The sequence below is a fragment of the Roseateles sp. genome (assembly GCF_047654805.1).
Classification (GTDB): Bacteria; Pseudomonadota; Gammaproteobacteria; order Burkholderiales; family Burkholderiaceae_C; genus Pelomonas.
On the sequence record NZ_JASGIV010000001.1, the window covers coordinates 4,804,472 to 4,822,448 of the forward strand.

Here is a 17,977-nt window from a genome sequence, read left to right on the forward strand (position 1 = left end):
CGATTCATATCGACATTCAGCCGATCAGGGCAAACCATGAGTTCCGAAGACCCCACCGCCGACGCACTGGATCGCCATCACATCGCCATCCTGGCCGAACTGCAGGCCGATGCCCGCCTGTCCAACGCCGAACTGGCCCAGCGCATCGGCCTCTCGGCCGCCCCCACATGGCGGCGCGTGAAGTGGCTGGAAGACCAGGGCTACATCACCGGCTACCGTGCCGAGATCGATCGCCGCAAGCTGGGCCTGGGCGTGCTGGCCTTCGTGCGGCTGGACGCCGAGCGCAGCGCCGGCGCCGCAACCAAGCCACTGGAGGACGCCATCCGCCGGTTGCCGGAGGTCATCGCCTGCCACTACATCTCGGGCACGGGCACCTTCGAGCTGCAGGTCATGGTGACCGACCTGGACGCCTTCTCGCGCTTTTCAATCGACACGCTGCTCAACCTGCCCAACGTCAAGGACATCCACACCAGCTTCTCGCTGGGCGAGGTCAAGGCCAGCGGCGTGCTGCCGCTGGGGCATCTGGCAGGATGAAGCACTTCGTCCAAGTACCAACTTGGCCACCCGGCCGCAGGGAGGGCGATGCCTGCCGGATCGACCGGCAAGCGCATCACCCCAGGCTAACCGGCCTGGAAGCAGCCCGGCACTCGGCTCGAAACGACTGAAGGACCACGATGCGCCTCGCCCTCGTCTCCGACATCCACGGCAACCTGCCCGCGCTCGAGGCAGTGGTCGCCGACATCGCCCGCCGCGGCGTCGACCAGGTGCTGTGCCTGGGCGACAACCTGTCCGGCCCCCTGCTGCCGCGCGAGACGGCGCAATGCCTGATGGCTTCGGGCTGGCCCGTGCTGGCGGGCAACCACGAACGCCAGATCCTTGAGTGGCAGCCCGGCACGGGCGGCGCCTCCGACGGGTACGCGCTATCACAGCTGGGCAGCACCGAGCTGGACTGGCTGCGCACGCTGCGGCCCATGTGGCAGTGGGCGCCCGACATCTTCCTGTGCCACGGCACGCCGCGGCGCGATGACGAGCACTTCCTCGAGACCCCGCGCGCCGGCGTTCTGGGCCTGGCCACAGAGGCCGAGATCGGCGCGCGTCTGGCCGGCCAGACCAGCGCCTTGATCACCTGTGGCCACAGCCACCTGCCGCGTTGCCTGCGAACGACGGCCGGGCAGCTCCTCGTCAACCCCGGCAGCGTGGGCCTTCAGGCCTATGTGGACGACGAGCCGGAACGCTATGTCGTCGAGCGCGGCACGCCGGATGCGAACTACGCCATCGTCGAGTGTTCGGACGGCGCCTGGCGTTGCAGCCAGCACGCCGTGCCCTACGACCATCGCGCGATGGCCGAGCTGGCGCAGCGCAACGGCCGGCCGGACTGGGCGCGGGCCTTGCTGAGCGGCTACGTGGGCTGACCGCCCGCGCGGCCCTGCGCGCGCCAGGGGAAGCTCCCGGCTGGCATAGTGGCCGCATGGCTCCCCTGCCCCTGCGCCACTTCCTGCTCGCCCTCGCCGTCGTGGCCATCTGGGGCAGCAACTTCGTCGTCATCAAGTACGCACTGCACACGCTCCCGCCCATGACGCTGGCCGTGCTGCGATTCACGTTCGCGCTGGTGCCGGCCTGCTTCTTTCTGCGTCGGCCGGCCGTAGGCTGGCGCAACCTGGCCGGCTATGGCGTGCTCATCGGCGTGGGCCAGTTCGGTCTGCTGTACCTGGCAATGCGCAGCCAGATCTCGCCCGGCCTGGCCTCGCTGGTCGTGCAGACCCAGGTCTTCTTCACGCTGTTGCTGGCCGTTCGCATCCGCAGGGAAAAGGTGCTGGGCACGCAATGGCTGGGCCTGGCGCTCGCGGCCGGCGGCGTGGCCGTCATCGCCTCGCACACCGACGGCGCGACGACGGCGCTGGGCGTGCTCATGGTGCTGGCCGCTGCCTTCTCCTGGGCCTGCGCCAATCTGCTGACGCAGCGCGCCGGCCGCATCGACATGCTGGCCTACGTCGTCTGGAGCAGCGCCTTCGCGGTGCCGCCGCTGCTTGCGCTGGCCTGGCTGATCGACGGCCCACAGCAGATGGCCGCCGGCGTGGCAGCGGCTGACCTCGGCACCTGGGCCGCCGTGCTGTGGCAGTCAGTGGGCAACACGCTGTTCGGCTATGGCGCCTGGAGCTGGCTGCTGGCCCGCCACGCGGCCGGGCGCATCGTGCCCATGGCGCTGCTGGTACCGGTATTCGGCATGGGTTCGGCCAGCCTTCTGCTGGGCGAGCCGCTGCCGGGCTGGAAGCTCGTCGCCGCCGCGCTGGTGCTGGCCGGTCTGGCGATCAACCTGTTCGGACCCCGGCTTTTGCAGCTGCGCCTCAAGCCGGCCCGGGACTAAGCTCTCGCGCATGAAGCGCCGCACGTTGCTGTCAATGATCCTGCTGCCGCTGGCGGCCGGCGCGGCGCCGCCAGCCGTGCAGTTCCTCGTCGAGCTGCGCTGGGTGGACAGCAACCTGCCAGGCGCCGCCCAGGGCGGTGTGCGCGACGGTGCCGTCGTCATCGGCACGGCCGGCGCGGTGTCGCCGCGCGGACCGGGCGTCATTACGTCCACAGCCGCCGCCACGCCACCGCCGGTCCGCCGCCTGCTGGTGCTGAACGGCCAGCGCGCCGACCTGAAGTTGACGACGCGTGAGCCGCTGCAGTGGGTGGACGCCGTCGTCGAACTCGACCCGGCCTCCGGCAAGGGTGCCGCACTGCGCCGGCTCTATGCCAGCCCGCGACAGGGCGAGCGCCGCATCACACAGTCCTTCACCGTCACGCCCACCTGGCCCGGCGGCCGCGCGCCGGTGCGCGTCGCGTTCGGCGTGGACAGCGGCGACGAGGCCTTCCAGTCCACGCTGGATCTGCCTCTGGAGCGCTGGCAGACCGTCGCCCGCAGCGGCGGCGCGGCCACGGCGCCGACACCCCGCGGCACCATCAGCAGTCACGATGCAGCCGGCCTGCCGGAGCGCGAGCTGCAGTTGCGCGTGTCCGTTCAGCCCTGACCCGCAGGCGCGGCGCTCAGTGCGCCGTTGATCTGCGGATACGGCGTCGCGCCGTCGAACAAGTCGGTACCGCCGCCCTGGGCCAGGAAGCCCGCCGCCGCCCGCTGCGAACGGCCCCAGGCCGCCTCAGCGATCGCGCTGCCCGCGCTGATACGGCGCACGCCCAGGCGCCGCAGCTCGTCCAGGCCCGGCAGCGCAGGCCGCGCCATCACGTTCAGCGGCAGCGGCTGGCCGGCCACCAGGGCCTCGATGTCCGCGACGGCCGTCACGCCGGCCGCGAACAACCCGTCGGCGCCGGCCGCCGCGTAGTCGCGCGCCCGCAGCAGTACCTCGTCGGCCGCACGGCCGGGTGCGAGGTTCCTCAGGTAGACATCGCAGCGCGCGTTCACGAAAAGGTCGATCCCGGCTCGAGCCGCCGCCGCCTTGATCGCCGAGATCTTGAGGCACAGAAGGGCAGGCTCACCTGCGCCGTCCTCCAGGTTGACCCCCATGGCGCCGGCTTCTGCCAGTCGCATGACGTTGTCGGCCGCCTTGGCCGGGTCGTCGCTGTAACCGGCCTCGCTGTCGGCGCTCAGCGGCACGCGGGCGATGCGGGCGATCCGCCGGATCGCGGCCGCGTGCTCCTCGATGGGCAGCTGGTTGCCGTCGGCATAGCCCAGCGCCCAGGCCAGGCCCGCGCTGGTCGTGGCCAGGGCGCGCACGCCCAGCGCCTGCACGAGCACGGCGCTTCCGGCGTCCCAGACGTTGGCGATCTGCAGCAGCCCTGGGCCTTGATGGAGTTGGCGGAAGTTCATGGCTTTACGGTGGTTTTGGGAGGGCTGGCCCGCCATGCTGCCAGGAGCTGGCAGCAGTGGCGCGGCGGACGCATCCAAGCCACAACGGCCGGCGGAATGCCGATGCGGCAATACGCCAATGTGCCAAGTCTTGCCCATTCACGAGGGTGGCTTGCGTGTAACGTCAATCCTTTGTGCAGCCGACCGCCCGCCGCCCATGAAACTCGCTCTGATCGCCCATGATGGCAAGAAGGACGCCATCGTCGCCCTGACCGCCGACTTCCTGCCGCTGCTGCGCCGCTGCCGCCTGATGGCTACCGGTACGACGGGCACCCGGCTGAGCGCGGCCCATGGCCTGGACATCGAGCGCATGCTCAGCGGCCCCATGGGCGGCGACCTGCAGATCGGCGCCCGGCTGGCCGCGGGCGACCTGGAAGGCGTCATCTTCCTGCGCGACCCGATGACGCCGCAGCCGCACGAACCCGACATCAATGCGCTGGTGCGCGCCTGCGACGTGCACGACGTGCCCTGCGCCACCAACGTCGCCACCGCGCGGCTGCTGCTGACGCAGTGGAGCGCCGTGTGACCTCGGCGCCGCGCCGGGAGCCCCGCGGCTGATGAACGCCCTGAAGGCTCCCGTGCGCAGCCTGTCGCGGCGGCTGCGCATCCGCACGCGTCTGGGCCTGGCCTTCGGGCTGATGCTGGGGCTGTTGCTGGCGCTGGCGGCCCTGTCGGTATACCGGCTCAGCGCCCTGTCGGATGCACTGAATCACATCGTCGACGACCAGGCCGTCATCCGCGACTCCGTCAACGAGATCAACCGCAACGCCGAGGCCGTCGCGCGCAAGCTGCTGGTGCTGATGAGCCCCGACGCCGAGCTGCGCCTGGCCGCCTCGCCCGAGATCTCCTCGGCCAACAACCGGCTCGACGACGCCATGCAGCGCCTGGCCCTGGTGCTGCCGCCGGGGCCGCGCAGCGAACGCCTGGCCGAGGTGCGCCAGCGGCTGGCCGACTACCGCGCCAGCTATGTCGACGTGCGCAAGCTCATCGAGCACGACGACTTCCACGCCGCACGCTCCCGGCTCGGCGGCGACGTCGAGTCGGCGCTGTCCCTGTTTGTCGGCGCCATCCACCAGCTCGCGTCCAGCGAGGAGCGCGCCGGCACGGCCCAGGCCCGCGTGCTGCGCGACCGCATCGACGCCGACCGTACCGGCGTGCTGGCCCTGTGCATCGCTGCGCTGCTGGCCGGCGCATTGCTGGCCGTGGGCGTCACGCGCTCCATCGTCAAGCCCCTCAAGCGCGCCGAGGACGGCGCCGAGCTGATCGCCCAGGGCCAGTACGGCCACCGCATCGAGGTGGACTCGGCCGACGAGCTGGGCCACATGGCCAGCGCGATGAACACCATGGCCGCAGCCGTCGGCGAGCGCGAGGCAGAGCTGCGCCGCCTGGCCGACGTGGACCTGCTGACCGGCCTGCCGCAACGGGCCCGCTTCATCGCCGACGGCGACCGCCTGCTGGCGAGCCTGCCGCCGGACGAACGCCTGGCCGTGCTGATCTGCATCGACGTGGACCGTCTCAAGGCCGTCAACGCCGTGCTGGGCTTCGATGCCGGGGACGCTCTGTTGCGCGGTGCGGCAACGAAGCTGCGCGTGCTGTTCGAGGGCGCCGCCGCCTATGGACGCCTCGCGGGCGGCACTTTCGCGGCGCTGGCGCCGGTGCTGCGCTTGGACCATGGCATCGCGCTCGCGACCCAACTGCGCGAGGAGGTCGAACACAAGCTGTCCTGGCAAGGTCAGTCGCTGGACCTGTCGGTGTCACTGGGCGTGGCCCACTGGCCCGAGCATGCGGCCGATACCGAGGCCCTGCTACGTCGCGCCGAGCAGGCCATGTTCGAGGCCAAGCGGCTGCGCCAGGCGGTAGCCGTCTTCAACCCAGGCGCCGAGGCCGTGCGGGCCCTGCACCTGAGCCTGCTGTCTGATCTGGCCACCGCCATCCAGCAGGACCAGCTGTGCCAGTTCCTGCAGCCCAAGCGCGACCTGCGCACCGGCCGCATCACCGGCGCCGAGGCCCTGGTGCGCTGGCAGCACCCCCAGCGCGGTTGGCTGCCACCGGGTGACTTCATCCCTTTCGCCGAACGCAGCGGCCGCATCCGCCAGATCACGGACTGGATGCTGGCCCGCGCCGTGCGCACCCTGGCCACCTGGGCGGCCGAGGGCCGCGAGCCGCTGTCCATCGCGGTCAACATATCCACGCTGGACCTGCAGGATCAGACCCTGCCCGCCCGTCTGGCCTCGCTGCTGGCCGAATACCACGTGGACCCTAGCCGGCTGCAGCTGGAGGTCACCGAGACCGGCCTGATGGCCAGCGGCAACGATCCCATCGCCGTGCTGCGCGCGCTCAAGAGCTGGGGCGTGAAACTGGCCATCGACGACTTCGGCACCGGCCAGTCCTCGCTGGCCTACCTGCAGCACCTGCCGGTGGACGAGCTCAAGATCGACCGCAGCTTCGTGCAGGACGTGGACCGCGACCCGCGGCGCCAGGCGCTGCTGAAGTCCATCGTCGGCGTGGGCCACGGCCTGGGCCTGACAGTGACCGTGGAGGGCGTCGAGAACACGGCCGAGCTGGCCTGCACCACCGCCTGTGGCTGCGACCTCATGCAGGGCTTTTTGCTGGCCCGGCCCATGGATCTGCCGGATTTCGAGACCTGGCTGGGCCGGGCAAGCTAAAATCCGCGCCTTTCGTCGTTTTGCCCCTGCAAGCGGGCTTTTTGTTTCACTGGAGAGCCATTCATGGGCAACAAGATCATCACCGAAGCGGATCGCCGCGCCACCCCCCGCCCCGCCGCCCCGAAGGGCGTGACCTTCACCGCCGGCAAGGGCCAGCTGCGCAGCCTGGAGCGCGGTTCGCACACCCGCTCGAAGAAGAACCCGGGCAAGCGCCCGCACTCGGGCTGATCTTTCGGGAGAATCCTCGGGCTTAGCGCCTGAAGGTTCAACGCACACAGGCCCCGCGGGGCCTGTTTGTTTTTGTCGGCTCGACACTGACCAAACCATGATCCGCATCACCGAACTCCGCCTGCCGCTGAACCACGCCGAGGACGCGCTGCGCCCGGCGGTGCTGGCCCGCCTGAAGCTGGCCGACACCGAACTGGCCGGCATCCACGTCTTCCGCCGCGGGTACGACGCGCGCAAGCGCAGCGACATCCAGCTCGTCTACACGCTGGACTGCACGCTGGCCGCCGGCGCCGATGAAGCCGCCGTGCTGGCCCGCTTCGCCGGGGACCACCAGATCCGTCCCACGCCCGATACCGGCTACCACTTCCTGGCCCGATTCGGGCAAGGTCGGGGCGAGTACACCGGCCCGCGCCCCGTCGTCGTCGGCTTCGGCCCTTGCGGGCTGTTCGCGGCGCTGATCCTGGCGCAGATGGGCTTGCGCCCCATCGTGCTGGAGCGCGGCAAGTCCGTGCGCGAACGCACGCAGGACACCTGGGGCCTGTGGCGCGAGAGCAAGCTCCACCCCGAAAGCAATGTGCAATTCGGCGAGGGCGGCGCCGGCACCTTCTCCGACGGCAAGCTCTACAGCCAGATCTCCGACCCCCGCTTTCTAACGCGCAAGGTGCTGACCGAGTTCGTCAAGGCTGGAGCCCCGGAGGAGATCCTGTTCGTCAGCAAGCCCCACATCGGCACATTCCGCCTGGTCAGCATGATCATCAAGATGCGGGCCGAGATCGAAGCGCTGGGAGGCGAGATCCGCTTCCAGCAGAAGATGACGGACCTGCTCATCGAGGACGGCGCAGTGCGTGGCGTGACGCTGGAATCCGGTGAGCAGATCAGCACGACGCATGTCGTCATCGCGCTGGGCCACAGCGCCCGCGACACCTTCCAGATGCTGCATGCGCGCGGCGTGCAGATGGAGGCGAAGCCCTTCTCCATCGGCTACCGCATCGAACACCCGCAGTCGCTGATCGACGCGGCCCGATTCGGACCGAGCGCCGGCAACGAGATCCTCGGCGCAGCCGACTACAAGCTGGTGCATCACGCCAAGAACGGCCGCGCGGTCTACAGCTTCTGCATGTGCCCGGGCGGCACCGTGGTGGCTGCAACCAGCGAGCCCGAGCGCGTCGTCACCAATGGCATGAGCCAGTACTCGCGCAACGAGCGCAACGCCAATGCCGGCATCGTCGTGGGCCTGACGCCCGAGGACTACCGCCAGGACGGCAAGCGCGATGGCAGCCCCGTGAGTCCGCTCGACGGCATGGCCTTCCAGCGCATCTGGGAAAGCCGCGCCTACGCGCTGGGCGGCGGCGGCTACCTTGCGCCGGGCTCGTTGGTGGGCGACTTCATCAAGCGCCAGGTCAGCAAGGAGTTCGGCGAGATCGAGCCCAGCTACAAGCCTGGCGTGACGCTGACCAATCTGCAGCAGAAGGGCAACGGCTCGCTGCCGACCTACTGCCTGGAGGCCATCCGCGAGGCTCTGCCGGCGTTTGCCCGCCAGATCCGCGGCTTCGATCGCCCTGACGCAGTGCTGACCGGCGTGGAGACGCGCACCTCGTCACCGCTGCGCATCAACCGCGGTCGCGACTACCAAAGCCTGAATGTGCGTGGGCTGTTCCCCGCCGGCGAGGGCGCCGGCTATGCCGGCGGCATCATGAGCGCCGGCGTGGACGGCATCGAAGTGGCCGAGGCGCTGGCGGCGGATCTGCTCGGGATGCCCGATGCGCCGGTGCTGCAGGGCAAGGGGGCCAAGGCAGGCGGGCAGGTGTGAAAGTTCCCGCTCGACGCTGAAGCTGGGCCGCAAGCAGGCCCACGCGGATCGGCCGGAGGAGCCGGTTAGCCGGCACTTCTCCCGGACTCGGCCCCTGTGGCCAGCCGATGCATCCGGCGAAGGGCATACAAGAGCATGAGCTGGAACACCCAGGGCATGAGCATTGCAATGAGACCGGACCGAAGACCGCTGTCTGCAGCGATATACACCGCATTTGCAAGGAATGCGGCGTTAGCGATGGCGATCAAAGCGAATCGCCACCAAGTACCAACGGCGCTGTAAGTCCAGCTGACGGGATCGCTGAATATCACTTCCTTGCTCCTTGGCCGATACCGCGACCTGTGCTCTAGCGCAACGGCCGGCGCCACGCCAACATGTATCGCAGCGGTGGATTGAATCGACGGCGTACGAATCTAGGGCCTGTTAACACAAACGCAATCCGTCAGCGATCAGAGCGAAGCTGATGAAGGCGGTGAACATGATGTCGAGCTTCTCGAAGCGGGAGAAGATTCGGCGATAGCCCTTGAGGCGGCGGAACAGGCGCTCGACTTCATTGCGGCGCTTGTACATCTCGCGGTCGTACTCCCAGGGCTCGATGCGCGTGCTCAGGGGCGGCACGACAGGGATGAACCCCAGGTCGAGTGCGAGCTGCCGAGTTTCGTTGCCCTCGTAGGCGCGATCCATCAACAGATGCAAAGGCCGATTGGGCGCACCGAGCCGCTTCAGCAGAGCTCGCCCCTCGGGAGCATCGTGCGCCTGCCCTGGTGACAGCGAGAAGGTTATGGCCGTGCGCGCGTCCGCCGCGACGAGATGGATTTTGGTGTTCCACCCACCACGGGATTTGCCGATAGCTTGCGGACCGTTTTTTTTGGCGCGCCGGTGCCATCGGGGTGCACCTTGACGCTGGTGCTGTCCAGCGACACCGCTTCAATCTTGATCTGCACGATCTGCGCCTGCTGCAATTGCTCGAAGGTCCGGTCCAAAACGCCCGACTTTGCCCAGCGGCTCATGCGCGTGTAGATCGTATGCCAGTTGCCGAAGCGCTTGGGCAAGCCGCGCCATTTGCAGCCGTGCTCAGCAACGTAAAGGATGGCATTCAACACCTGCAGATTCGACAGGCTGACATTGCCGCGTTGCAGCGGCAAGCAGTGCTCGATCTGCGCGAATTGGGCTGCTGTGATCTCCATGCACTCACTGTCGCAGCCCAATTGCTTTGGTGCAATTAGTGTTAACAGGCCCTAGCCCCGCACCCTGAAGATCCCGCCCTTCTTGTAGGCGGCCTGTTCATGGAACAGGTCGAACAGGAACTGCTCCAGCTCGCCGTCCGTCACGAACTCCGGGATGACGAATCCGGCCGGCGCCCGCTTGCCATCGTTGCCCACGGCCAGCACCAACCATTGATCGCTGCGGCGTTCGATGTCGAAGAGTCGTCCGAAGACGTTGAAGCGCTGGGCTGGCATGTGGCTGTCTGACCTCAACGTGACGTATTGCTTTGCATGCGAGAGGACCGCCGGCGCGAGCGCGAGCCCATGCTCGAACCGTGCGAAGGACTCTAGGCTGCGGTCTCGCCGCCAGGCGCCGAGTACAGCGCCAGGACTTGCGCTTCGGTGAGCATCGGCGTCTCGTTGGCAAAGGAGTAGTACGGCGGCTTGCCGTCCACGTAGACCTGGCTCGTGAGTTCGAAGTCACCCTGATCGAAGGTGCCCGCCGGCACGAAGTACTCGCCCGTTGCGAGCAGCCGGTAGTACAGGTGTGTGCCGCACCGGCTGCAGAAGGCCCGTTCCGCCCACTCGGACGATGCGAACACCGTGATGCTCTCCGTGCCCTTGAACTCCACGCCAGGGCCGCAGTGGACGGCCAGCATCGGGCCGCCACCCCACCGTCGGCAGAAGCCGCAGTGACAGGCCCCGATCTCCCGGGCGCCGGGGGAAGTGAAGCTGACAGCGCCGCAGAGGCAATGACCGTTCATGTATGGCACTCAATTGAGAAAGTCGCGCAGCCCGGTTTTCTGCAGCCTAACTGCTGGAGCCGACGGAAAACGGCCGGAATGCACCTGGCCCGCGAAGCGCGAGCATAGACCGACAGCGAAGGCATCGCCGCGAAGCCCCCGCTCGGGCCCTACCCCTGCGGGAACCGCTCGCGCCACAGCGCCGCCAGCCGCGGCTCCTCGTCCACGCGCCGGACCACCTCGGCCATGCGTGGCGCCACCGCGTGGAAGCGCTCCCGCCAAGGCCCGAAGCGCGAAACGGTGGCGACGTACAGGTCCAGCACCGTCAGCTCGTCTCCCAGCAGCCAGCGCCCCGGCACGAGCTGATGGTCCATCTGGGCCCAGCAAAAGGCGATGCGATCATGCACTGCGGCCACCACTGCATCCCGAGCGCTCTCTGGTGCGCCGATGCGCGTCACGTCGGGCTTGATCCAGTGCAGCGAATAGATCGCCGACGATACATACAGCATCCAGCGCAGGAACTGCAGGCGCAGCGGGTCGTCGGGCGCAGGCGACAGCCTGACCTCGGGATGCAGGTCCGCCAGGTAGATCAGGATGGCCGCGCTCTCGGTCATGACCTCGCCGTCGGGCAGCACGAGCGTCGGGATCTGGCGCATGGGGTTGCTGGCCGCGACGCGGTCGCGCGCGGCAGCGTCAGCCCAGGTGGCGCCTTCGACCAGCGTGTAGGGGCGGCCCAGCAGCGTCAGCGCCGCTTCGACGGCGACCGAGCCGGAGGCCGCGGCGCCGTACAAGGTCAACGGTGCAGGTGGCGGTGTCATGGCGGTTATGGTTTCACGGTGGGCGGGGCCAGATAGGCCAGCAGGTCGGCCGCCTCGCGCTCGGTCGTGCCCCGCCCCCAGAAGCGCATCTTGGTGCCCGGCACCAGCGCGTCGGGGGCGCGCAGATAGGCGGCCAGGGTCGCTTTGTTCCAGACCAGGCCCGAAGCCTTCAATGCCGCGGAATAGCCATAGCCGGGCTGCGTGCCTGCCGTGCGGCCGGCCAGGCCGTTGAGCTGCGGGCCGAAGGCGTGGCGCGCCGTGGGTCCGGCCTGGTGGCAATGGATGCAAGCCGCGAAGGCCTTGCGGCCCGCCACCGGGTCGCCGCCGGCCGAGGCGGGCGGCGTCAACAAGGCCAGCAGCGCCGCCGACGCCCAGGCCGGCCACGGCCTCATGCGCCCGCGCCCCCCGGCGCCAGCATCTCGATCAGCTCCTTGGCGAATGCCAACGCATCCTCGGGAAGCTCGAAATGCATCTCGTTGTTCAGCTCCACGACCTCGCCACTCGGCCCCTTGTGCACCACCGACCAGCCGCCCGCGCCGCCGTCGATGGCAAGCACGCCGAACTGGCCTGGCTGCAGGTCACGCGCGCTGCCGCCAGTGACGACGATGTCGCGGCCGAGGTGGGAGTGGTAGCGTTTCATCCATTCATTCTCAAGGAGACCGCAGATGAAGGCAGTCTGGAACGGCATCACCCTCGCCGAGAGCGACGACACGGTGGTGGTCGAGGGCAACCACTATTTCCCGGCCGAGTCGCTGAACACTCAGTACACGACTTTCAGCAACCACGTCAGCCGCTGCGCCTGGAAGGGCGAAGCCAAGTACCTCAGCCTGCTCGTGAATGGCGAGATGAACCCCGACGCGGTCTGGTACTACCCGGACCCACTGCCCGCCGCGGCGGAGATCAAGGGCCGCTATGCGTTCTGGAAGGGCGTGAAGGTCACGGAGTGAGCGGACCTGGCGCACCGGGTCGAGCGGCTAAGGAACGGCCGGGCGGCTCTCGGCGGGCCACAACGCCCATAGCCGCAGCGGCTGCTTGGTGCGGCTCGCGCGCAGCCCGGCTTCTTCGCCCCAGCCCCAGAACAGGTCGGCGCGCACCGCGCCCAGAATGGCGCTGCCGGCGTCCTGGGCCAGCACGAGGCGGCGCATGGGTGTGGTGGACAGCGGCTCGGTGCTGTCCAGCCACAACGGCGTGCCCAGGGCGATGAAGGCGCGGTCAATGGCGACCGAGCGGCCAGGCGTCAGCGGCACGCCCTGGGCGCCGCGCGGGCCGATGGCCGCGTCGGGCAGCGACTCCTCGCGGAAATAGACGACACGCGGGTTGACGGCCAGCGCCTCGCGTACCTTGGCCGGGTTGCGGCGCGCCCAGTCGCTCAGGGTGCGCGCCGTCGCGTCGCCCACCTCGCCCCGGTCCAGCAGCGCGCGCACGACTGACTGGAAGGGCTGGTCGTTGTGGCCGGCGTAGGCCACGCGGCTGGTGCGCTCAGCGCCAGCCGCGTCGCGCATGACCAGGCGGCCCGATCCCTGGATCTGCAGTTGCAGCAGCGCAAAGGGATCATCCACGTAGGCCAGCTCCAGCGCGGTGAAACGTGGATTGGCGTCGATGTCGCGGCGCGGCGTGCGGCGCAGCGCGGGGTCGGTGGGCAGCGCATGCAGCGGCCACTGGAAGGCGCCTTGGCGCTGGCGGCTGGCTGCAAGCTGGGGCTCGAAGTAGCCCGTCAGCAGGCCGGTGGCCTCGCCGCCGTCGGCCTGCAGCCTCCAGGGACGCAGGTGTTTCATCAGCAACAGGCTGGCCTCCAGTGCATCGGCGGGTGCCAGCAGCGCGGCACGGGCGCAGAACTCGGCCCAGCCCGTGGCGGGGCGCTGGCATCCGGCGAGCAGGGCCGGCCAGGCGGCGAGCAGGTCGTCGCTGCCCCAGCCGGGCAGGTCCTTCCAGTCAGCGGCGACCCAGCGCTGTGCGGCGGGCCGCTGCGGGGCCGGCGTCGGCGGCGCACGATGTACCGGCTCCGGCAGCGGTTGCAGCAGAGGCGGCGACGAGCAGGCGGCCAGGCTTCCTAGAATCGCCGCCAACACCCCACGCGCCCACCATCCCATGCTGCTCCTTGCCCTTGAAGCCCTCGGCGCGCTGCTGATCTTCGTCTTCATCATCTGGTGGACCATGTTCTCGGGCCGCAAGAAGGGCGAGCGCCGCGACGAGTAATCACCTGGGCGGGACCAGGAAACTCAGCGGCGCGCGCCGCATCCGTGCGCGGATGGCGGCGTAGACGCGCTTGCGGTCGGCCAGGCGGATGCCGCGCGAACGCATGGCGACCTTGAAGGCGCAGAGGAAGCTGACGCCGACGTTGAGCATGCCGATGCCGGCGATGCACAGCACGCAGGACCAGAAGGCCCATGTGCCAAGGACTCCGGCACCGAGCGCCCCCACCGCGGCGGCGAGCTGGCCGGTGGAGAGCGTCACGTGGCGCACCTCGACGGGCAGGCCGAAGAAGCTGCCCAGCGCCGGCACGAGGCCCAGCATCAGCCCGAGGCTGATGTTGGCCGTGAGGCCGGAGATGTTGGCGCGCCACCACCGCGACCAGGCTTGCGCGCGCTGCTGGCCCAGTGTTGCGACGATGCGCGGGTTCCAGGCGATGGCGCTGTCCAGGCGGTGGAAGACGAACCAGTTCTCCACCCAACCGGCGATGAGACTGGAGGCGAAGAGCAGCGTGCCGGTGAAGGCCGCGAACAGCAGCGACGGGCCGAACAGGCTGAGCGAATGAAGCACGTACTCGGCGTCCTGCACACCCACCAGCGGCATGCCGAAGGCCGCCCAGCACAGCCCCTGTACCGCCAGCACCAGCGGCGCGACAACGCTGAGGTTGCCGATGACGCCAGCCACCTGCGAGCGCACCAGGTGGCCCACCTCGTCGACGAAGTCCTCCAGCGCCTCGTCGCGCTCGATGTGCTGCAGCTTGTCGGCCATGGCCGGCGCCGTCATCGCCGGCTGCTTGGTCGCCACCGTCCAGTGCAGCAGGTGAATGAGAACGAAGCAGGCCGCGTAGTTCACACCGGCCCAAAAGCCGCCCCAGAAGGCCGTGAAGCCCAGCAGCGCGATGCCGAACTTCAGGAAGGTGGTCCCTGCCAACACCGCGCCGCCGCCAGCCGCGCGCAGGAGCATGTCGCGGTACTCGTCGCGGCTGCGGGTGATGTAGTGCTCGCCCGTTTCGGCGCTGCGCTCGGCCACCTTGCGTGCCAGCAGCGAGTAGTGGCGCGCGAACAGCGTGCGCAGGCTGCGCCGCTCGTGCACGACGCGCACGAGGCCGGCCACCAGGCGCAGCAGCTCGCGCTGCGGCTCGCGGGACAGCAAGCAGGCCAGCAGCGCCTCGATGCGGTCCAGCCGCGCAGTGAGCTGCTCGACGGAGAACATCAGGTCCACCGACACGCCATGGGTTTCGAGGTGCTCGGGCACCGTCAGCGCAGCAGCGCGGCAGCGATCCAGCAGGGCGCGCAGGTACTGCGTGGCCGGCACGAGGGCCGCGCCATCCGGCCCCGACAGCGCCCGCTCAACGGCCTCCCACGCCGTGGGCAGCTGGTGGAAGGGCCGGCCCTGCACCGCCGCCTCGTCCATGCGCACGCGCAACGGCCCGGCCAGCCCGGCCGCGTGCACGCTGCTCACGAGGACCGTGATGGCGGCACGCGCCTCGACGCGCCAGCCGTCGTCAGGCGTGGCCGCGAACAGCAGCCGCAGCCGTCCCAGCAACTCGTCGTCGATGGCGGCGATCCAGTCCTCGTCGGCCTCGCTGCCGAAAAGCAGCTCGAACAGCGCGGCGAGGTCACGCGTGTCGGTCGTGGCGGGCAACAGGCGCCGGCGCAGGCGGCCGAGGAACTCGTGCCACAGCGCCATGCGCGGCGCGAAGCCCACCTCGGCGAACAGGGAGACCGCATCGACATCGTTCCAGACCCCGCCAATGACGTTGGCGAAGGCCCAGGCATGCTCGGGGTGACGCTCCAGCACGTTGAGCAGGTGCTTCAGGCGCACCAGGGGCAGTGGCGTGCCGGTGGCTTCCTCGCGCGGCGCATGGCGCAGCCATTCCAGCAGGCGCACCAGCCAGAGGTTGCGCTCGGCGAGCGTGGCCTGCGGGTCGGCCGCGTTCAGGAGGGCGGTAAGGTCCCAGGTCAATGGCGGATCTGAATTAGTGCAGGGAGGCGCTGTCGGCGAGCAGGAATTCGTCGACCTCGGCGTGGAAGACCTCGCAGCCCTCTGTCACGCACAGGAAGCGACCTCGCATCGTGCCCTGGGGCGTACCGATCTGTGCCCAGGAGCTGTACTGGAAGCTCTGGCCCGGCGCCAATACCGGCTGGTGGCCGACGACGGCCAGGCCGTCGACGAGCTGCACCTGGCCGCGCGCATCGGTGATTTCCCAATGCCGGCCGATGAGCTGGGATAGCACGTCACCGCTGTTCGTGATCGTGACCGTGTAGCTGAAGGCGTACAGGCCTTGCTCGAGATGGGTCTGCTCGGGCAGTGCCTGGACCGCGACGCTGCAACTGAAACGGGGGTTCGCCATCAGGTGATTGTCGGTGCCGAACGCTATGCTCGCCGCATGTTCGTCAGGATGCGTGATCCTAAGTGCTGCGCTGGCCGTTGCTGCTGAGCGCGCTGCTGAGCCTTTCGGCCCAGGCGCAGGAACTGTCGCTGCGCACCGTCCAGCAAAGCGGCGCGACGATCAAGTACGACCCGGACGGCGGCCCGGCCAGGCCGGGGCTGTGCCTGGAGATCCTGCGCGCCGTGGAGCGCGCCGACCCGGGACTGCACTTCACGGGGCTGGAGCAGCAGGTTCCGCTCAAGCGCGTCGAGCGGCTGCTGGCCGAGGGTCTCATAGACAGCTTCTTCTGCCTGCTGAGGACGCCCGAGCGCGAGAAACAGTGGCGCTACGTGCCGGTGCCGCTGTACACGATCCGCCACGTCGTCCTGCAGCGCGCGGACGACCCCCGCCCGTTGGCCAGCCTGGCCGAGCTGGCGACGCTGAGCCAGCGCAAGCCGGTGCTGATCTCGCGCGGCTCCGCGCTCGCACGCCGCCTCTCGGCCGCCGACGTGACCATCGCCGAAGTCGCCTCCGAGCGCGAGGCGCTGCAGATGCTGGCGATGGGCCGCGCCGACGCCGTCTATGGCCAGGACATCAACCTGCAGCGCCACGTCGCCGACAGCAAGATGGGCGACAAGCTGAAGATCGGCCGCACCGTGTTCCACGAAGAAGCGCAGTACCTCACCATCCGCACCGACCTGCCGACCGCGCAGGAGGAACGCCTCACGCAGGCGCTGCGCAAGCTGGAACGCGACGGCACGTTGCGCCAACTCGCCGAGAAATACCGATGAAGCCCCTCTACCTGCCGCCCGACGGCCGTCCCCGCTGCGCCTGGTGCGCCGCCGCGGCCGGCGACGACGCCTACCTGCGCTACCACGATGAGGAATGGGGCCAGCCCGTGGCCGATGACTTCCGGCTGTTCGAGAAGCTGTGCCTGGAAGGCTTCCAGAGCGGGCTGTCGTGGCGCACCATCCTGAACAAGCGCGAGGCGTTCCGCGCGGCTTTCGCGGGCTTCGACTACAACCGGGTCGCCCGCTTCGGCGAGGCTGACGTGAACCGGCTGCTGGCCGACGCCGGCATCGTGCGCCACCGCGGCAAGATCGAGGCGACCATCCACAACGCCAGGCGCTGCGTGGAGCTGGTGGCGACGGAAGGCTCGCTGGCCGCCTACCTGTGGCGCTTCGAGCCGGCGCGGAACTCGGTGGCCCACAACCTGTCGCAATCGCCCGCGTCCGAGGCACTGTCCAAGGACCTGAAGAAGCGTGGCTGGAAGTTCGTCGGCCCGACCACCATGCACGCGCTGATCCAGGCCATGGGCCTGATCAACGACCACCAGCCCGGCTGCCACCACTGGGCAGTGGCGCAAAAGGCACGCGACAGCTTCAGGCGGCCCGGAACCTAAAATCCGGGCATGGCAGCCCCCCAATACCGCATCGCCCCCAGCATCCTGTCCGCCGATTTCGCCCGCCTGGGCGAGGAGGTCCGCAATGTGCTGGCCGCCGGCGCCGACTGGATCCATTTCGACGTGATGGACAACCATTACGTGCCCAACCTGACCTTCGGCCCCATGGTCTGCGAGGCGCTGCGCAAGCACGCGGTGAAGCCCGACGGCACGCCGGCCGTCATCGACGTGCACCTGATGGTGCAGCCGGTGGATTCGCTGGCCCAGGCCTTCTGCCGCGCCGGCGCCGACATGGTGACCTTCCACCCCGAGGCCAGCGCCCACGTGGACCGCACGCTGCAGCTCATCAAGGCCGAAGGCAAGCAGGCCGGTCTGGTGTTCAACCCGGCCACGTCGCTGGACGTGCTGGAGTGGGTCATCGACAAGGTCGACATGGTGCTCTTGATGAGCGTGAACCCCGGCTTTGGTGGGCAGAGCTTCATCCCGAGCGCGCTGGCCAAGCTGAGGAAGGCACGCGAGATCATCGACAAGAGCGGCCGTGACATCCGCCTGGAGATCGACGGTGGCGTGAAGGTGGACAACATCCGCGAGATCGCCGCCGCAGGCGCCGATACCTTCGTCGCCGGCTCGGCCATCTTCGGCAAGCCCGACTACCAGGCGGTCATAGCCGCAATGCGCACCGAGCTCGCGAAAGTCTGAG

General features: G+C 69.2%; 22 protein-coding genes. 12 read left to right on the plus strand and 10 right to left on the minus strand.

Features of this window, described 5'->3' with window-relative positions; translation table 11 throughout:
* Positions 1-36 precede the first annotated feature (36 nt).
* The 4 genes from QM732_RS21650 (at position 37) to QM732_RS21665 (ending at position 3,011) form a co-directional block, all read left to right on the plus strand.
* Positions 37-534: an Lrp/AsnC family transcriptional regulator gene (locus QM732_RS21650; RefSeq protein ID WP_415658158.1), complete on the plus strand. Its 498-nt coding sequence runs from the start codon at positions 37-39 to the stop codon at positions 532-534.
* Positions 535-674: 140 nt separating this feature from the next.
* The gene (locus QM732_RS21655; RefSeq protein ID WP_415658159.1) at positions 675-1,412 is read left to right on the plus strand and encodes a metallophosphoesterase family protein; all 738 of its coding nucleotides are present in this window, start codon (positions 675-677) and stop codon (positions 1,410-1,412) included.
* Positions 1,413-1,477: 65 nt separating this feature from the next.
* A complete protein-coding gene (locus QM732_RS21660) occupies positions 1,478-2,365 on the plus strand; it encodes an EamA family transporter (protein ID WP_415659427.1) in 888 nt (295 codons plus the stop codon).
* Between the two features lie 10 nt (positions 2,366-2,375).
* Positions 2,376-3,011 carry a hypothetical protein gene (locus QM732_RS21665; RefSeq protein WP_415658160.1) on the plus strand — a complete coding sequence of 212 codons (636 nt, stop codon included), beginning with the start codon at positions 2,376-2,378 and terminating at the stop codon, positions 3,009-3,011.
* Here QM732_RS21665 and QM732_RS21670 read toward each other — a convergent pair.
* Positions 3,002-3,805 (minus strand): isocitrate lyase/PEP mutase family protein, encoded by an 804-nt coding sequence (locus QM732_RS21670; RefSeq protein WP_415658161.1) that lies wholly within the window; start codon positions 3,803-3,805, stop codon positions 3,002-3,004. The genes QM732_RS21665 and QM732_RS21670 overlap by 10 nt on opposite strands.
* Positions 3,806-4,001: 196 nt before the next feature.
* On the opposite strand from QM732_RS21670, the gene QM732_RS21675 reads away from it, so the two are divergent.
* From QM732_RS21675 to QM732_RS21690, 4 genes are all read left to right on the plus strand, one after another.
* On the plus strand, positions 4,002-4,370 hold the full coding sequence (locus QM732_RS21675; protein WP_415658162.1) for a methylglyoxal synthase: 369 nt from the start codon (positions 4,002-4,004) through the stop codon (positions 4,368-4,370).
* A gap of 31 nt (positions 4,371-4,401) precedes the next feature.
* Positions 4,402-6,510, plus strand: a complete 2,109-nt coding sequence (locus tag QM732_RS21680) for a putative bifunctional diguanylate cyclase/phosphodiesterase (protein WP_415658163.1) — start codon at positions 4,402-4,404, stop codon at positions 6,508-6,510.
* A 63-nt stretch (positions 6,511-6,573) separates the two neighbouring features.
* Complete coding sequence (locus QM732_RS21685) at positions 6,574-6,738, plus strand: hypothetical protein (protein WP_373716936.1); 165 nt, start codon at positions 6,574-6,576, stop codon at positions 6,736-6,738.
* A gap of 97 nt (positions 6,739-6,835) precedes the next feature.
* Positions 6,836-8,548 carry an NAD(P)/FAD-dependent oxidoreductase gene (locus QM732_RS21690; RefSeq protein ID WP_415658164.1) on the plus strand — a complete coding sequence of 571 codons (1,713 nt, stop codon included), beginning with the start codon at positions 6,836-6,838 and terminating at the stop codon, positions 8,546-8,548.
* A 423-nt stretch (positions 8,549-8,971) separates the two neighbouring features.
* Here QM732_RS21690 and QM732_RS21695 read toward each other — a convergent pair.
* From QM732_RS21695 to QM732_RS21720, 6 genes are all read right to left on the minus strand, one after another.
* A protein-coding gene (locus QM732_RS21695; protein ID WP_415654614.1) for an IS5 family transposase occupies positions 8,972-9,735 on the minus strand; the annotation gives its coding sequence in 2 pieces (ribosomal slippage) (positions 8,972-9,420 and positions 9,420-9,735; 765 coding nt in all).
* A 51-nt stretch (positions 9,736-9,786) separates the two neighbouring features.
* A complete protein-coding gene (locus tag QM732_RS21700) occupies positions 9,787-10,008 on the minus strand; it encodes a hypothetical protein (protein ID WP_415658165.1) in 222 nt (73 codons plus the stop codon).
* A 92-nt stretch (positions 10,009-10,100) separates the two neighbouring features.
* A complete protein-coding gene (locus QM732_RS21705; protein ID WP_415658166.1) occupies positions 10,101-10,517 on the minus strand; it encodes a GFA family protein in 417 nt (138 codons plus the stop codon).
* Between the two features lie 149 nt (positions 10,518-10,666).
* A complete protein-coding gene (locus QM732_RS21710) occupies positions 10,667-11,314 on the minus strand; it encodes a glutathione S-transferase family protein (protein ID WP_415658167.1) in 648 nt (215 codons plus the stop codon).
* Between the two features lie 5 nt (positions 11,315-11,319).
* Entirely contained in the window at positions 11,320-11,706 is a 387-nt protein-coding gene (locus tag QM732_RS21715) for a c-type cytochrome (protein WP_415658168.1), read from the minus strand.
* Entirely contained in the window at positions 11,703-11,954 is a 252-nt protein-coding gene (locus tag QM732_RS21720) for a hypothetical protein (protein ID WP_415658169.1), read from the minus strand. Before QM732_RS21720 ends, QM732_RS21715 begins: the two co-directional genes overlap by 4 nt.
* Positions 11,955-11,979: 25 nt before the next feature.
* Here QM732_RS21720 and QM732_RS21725 point away from each other — a divergent pair, with 25 nt between their 5' ends.
* Positions 11,980-12,261 carry a DUF427 domain-containing protein gene (locus QM732_RS21725; protein ID WP_394405714.1) on the plus strand — a complete coding sequence of 94 codons (282 nt, stop codon included), beginning with the start codon at positions 11,980-11,982 and terminating at the stop codon, positions 12,259-12,261.
* 27 nt (positions 12,262-12,288) lie between these two features.
* On the opposite strand, the gene QM732_RS21730 is transcribed toward QM732_RS21725, so the two are convergent.
* From QM732_RS21730 to apaG, 3 genes are all read right to left on the minus strand, one after another.
* Positions 12,289-13,404 (minus strand): murein transglycosylase A, encoded by a 1,116-nt coding sequence (locus tag QM732_RS21730; protein ID WP_415658170.1) that lies wholly within the window; start codon positions 13,402-13,404, stop codon positions 12,289-12,291.
* 106 nt (positions 13,405-13,510) lie between these two features.
* Positions 13,511-15,469, minus strand: coding sequence for a site-specific recombinase (locus QM732_RS21735; protein ID WP_415658171.1), 1,959 nt, complete (start codon positions 15,467-15,469; stop codon positions 13,511-13,513).
* A gap of 13 nt (positions 15,470-15,482) precedes the next feature.
* Positions 15,483-15,857 (minus strand): Co2+/Mg2+ efflux protein ApaG, encoded by a 375-nt coding sequence (gene apaG / locus QM732_RS21740; RefSeq protein WP_415658172.1) that lies wholly within the window; start codon positions 15,855-15,857, stop codon positions 15,483-15,485.
* A 62-nt stretch (positions 15,858-15,919) separates the two neighbouring features.
* On the opposite strand from apaG, the gene QM732_RS21745 reads away from it, so the two are divergent.
* From QM732_RS21745 to rpe, 3 genes are read left to right on the plus strand one after another with little or no spacing between them, the layout of a single operon-like run.
* Positions 15,920-16,666 (plus strand): substrate-binding periplasmic protein, encoded by a 747-nt coding sequence (locus QM732_RS21745; protein ID WP_415658173.1) that lies wholly within the window; start codon positions 15,920-15,922, stop codon positions 16,664-16,666.
* Positions 16,663-17,277: a DNA-3-methyladenine glycosylase I gene (locus QM732_RS21750; RefSeq protein ID WP_415658174.1), complete on the plus strand. Its 615-nt coding sequence runs from the start codon at positions 16,663-16,665 to the stop codon at positions 17,275-17,277. The genes QM732_RS21745 and QM732_RS21750 overlap by 4 nt, the downstream gene beginning before the upstream one ends.
* Before the next feature lie 9 nt (positions 17,278-17,286).
* Positions 17,287-17,976, plus strand: coding sequence for a ribulose-phosphate 3-epimerase (gene rpe / locus QM732_RS21755; RefSeq protein ID WP_415658175.1), 690 nt, complete (start codon positions 17,287-17,289; stop codon positions 17,974-17,976).
* Position 17,977: the final 1 nt, after the last annotated feature.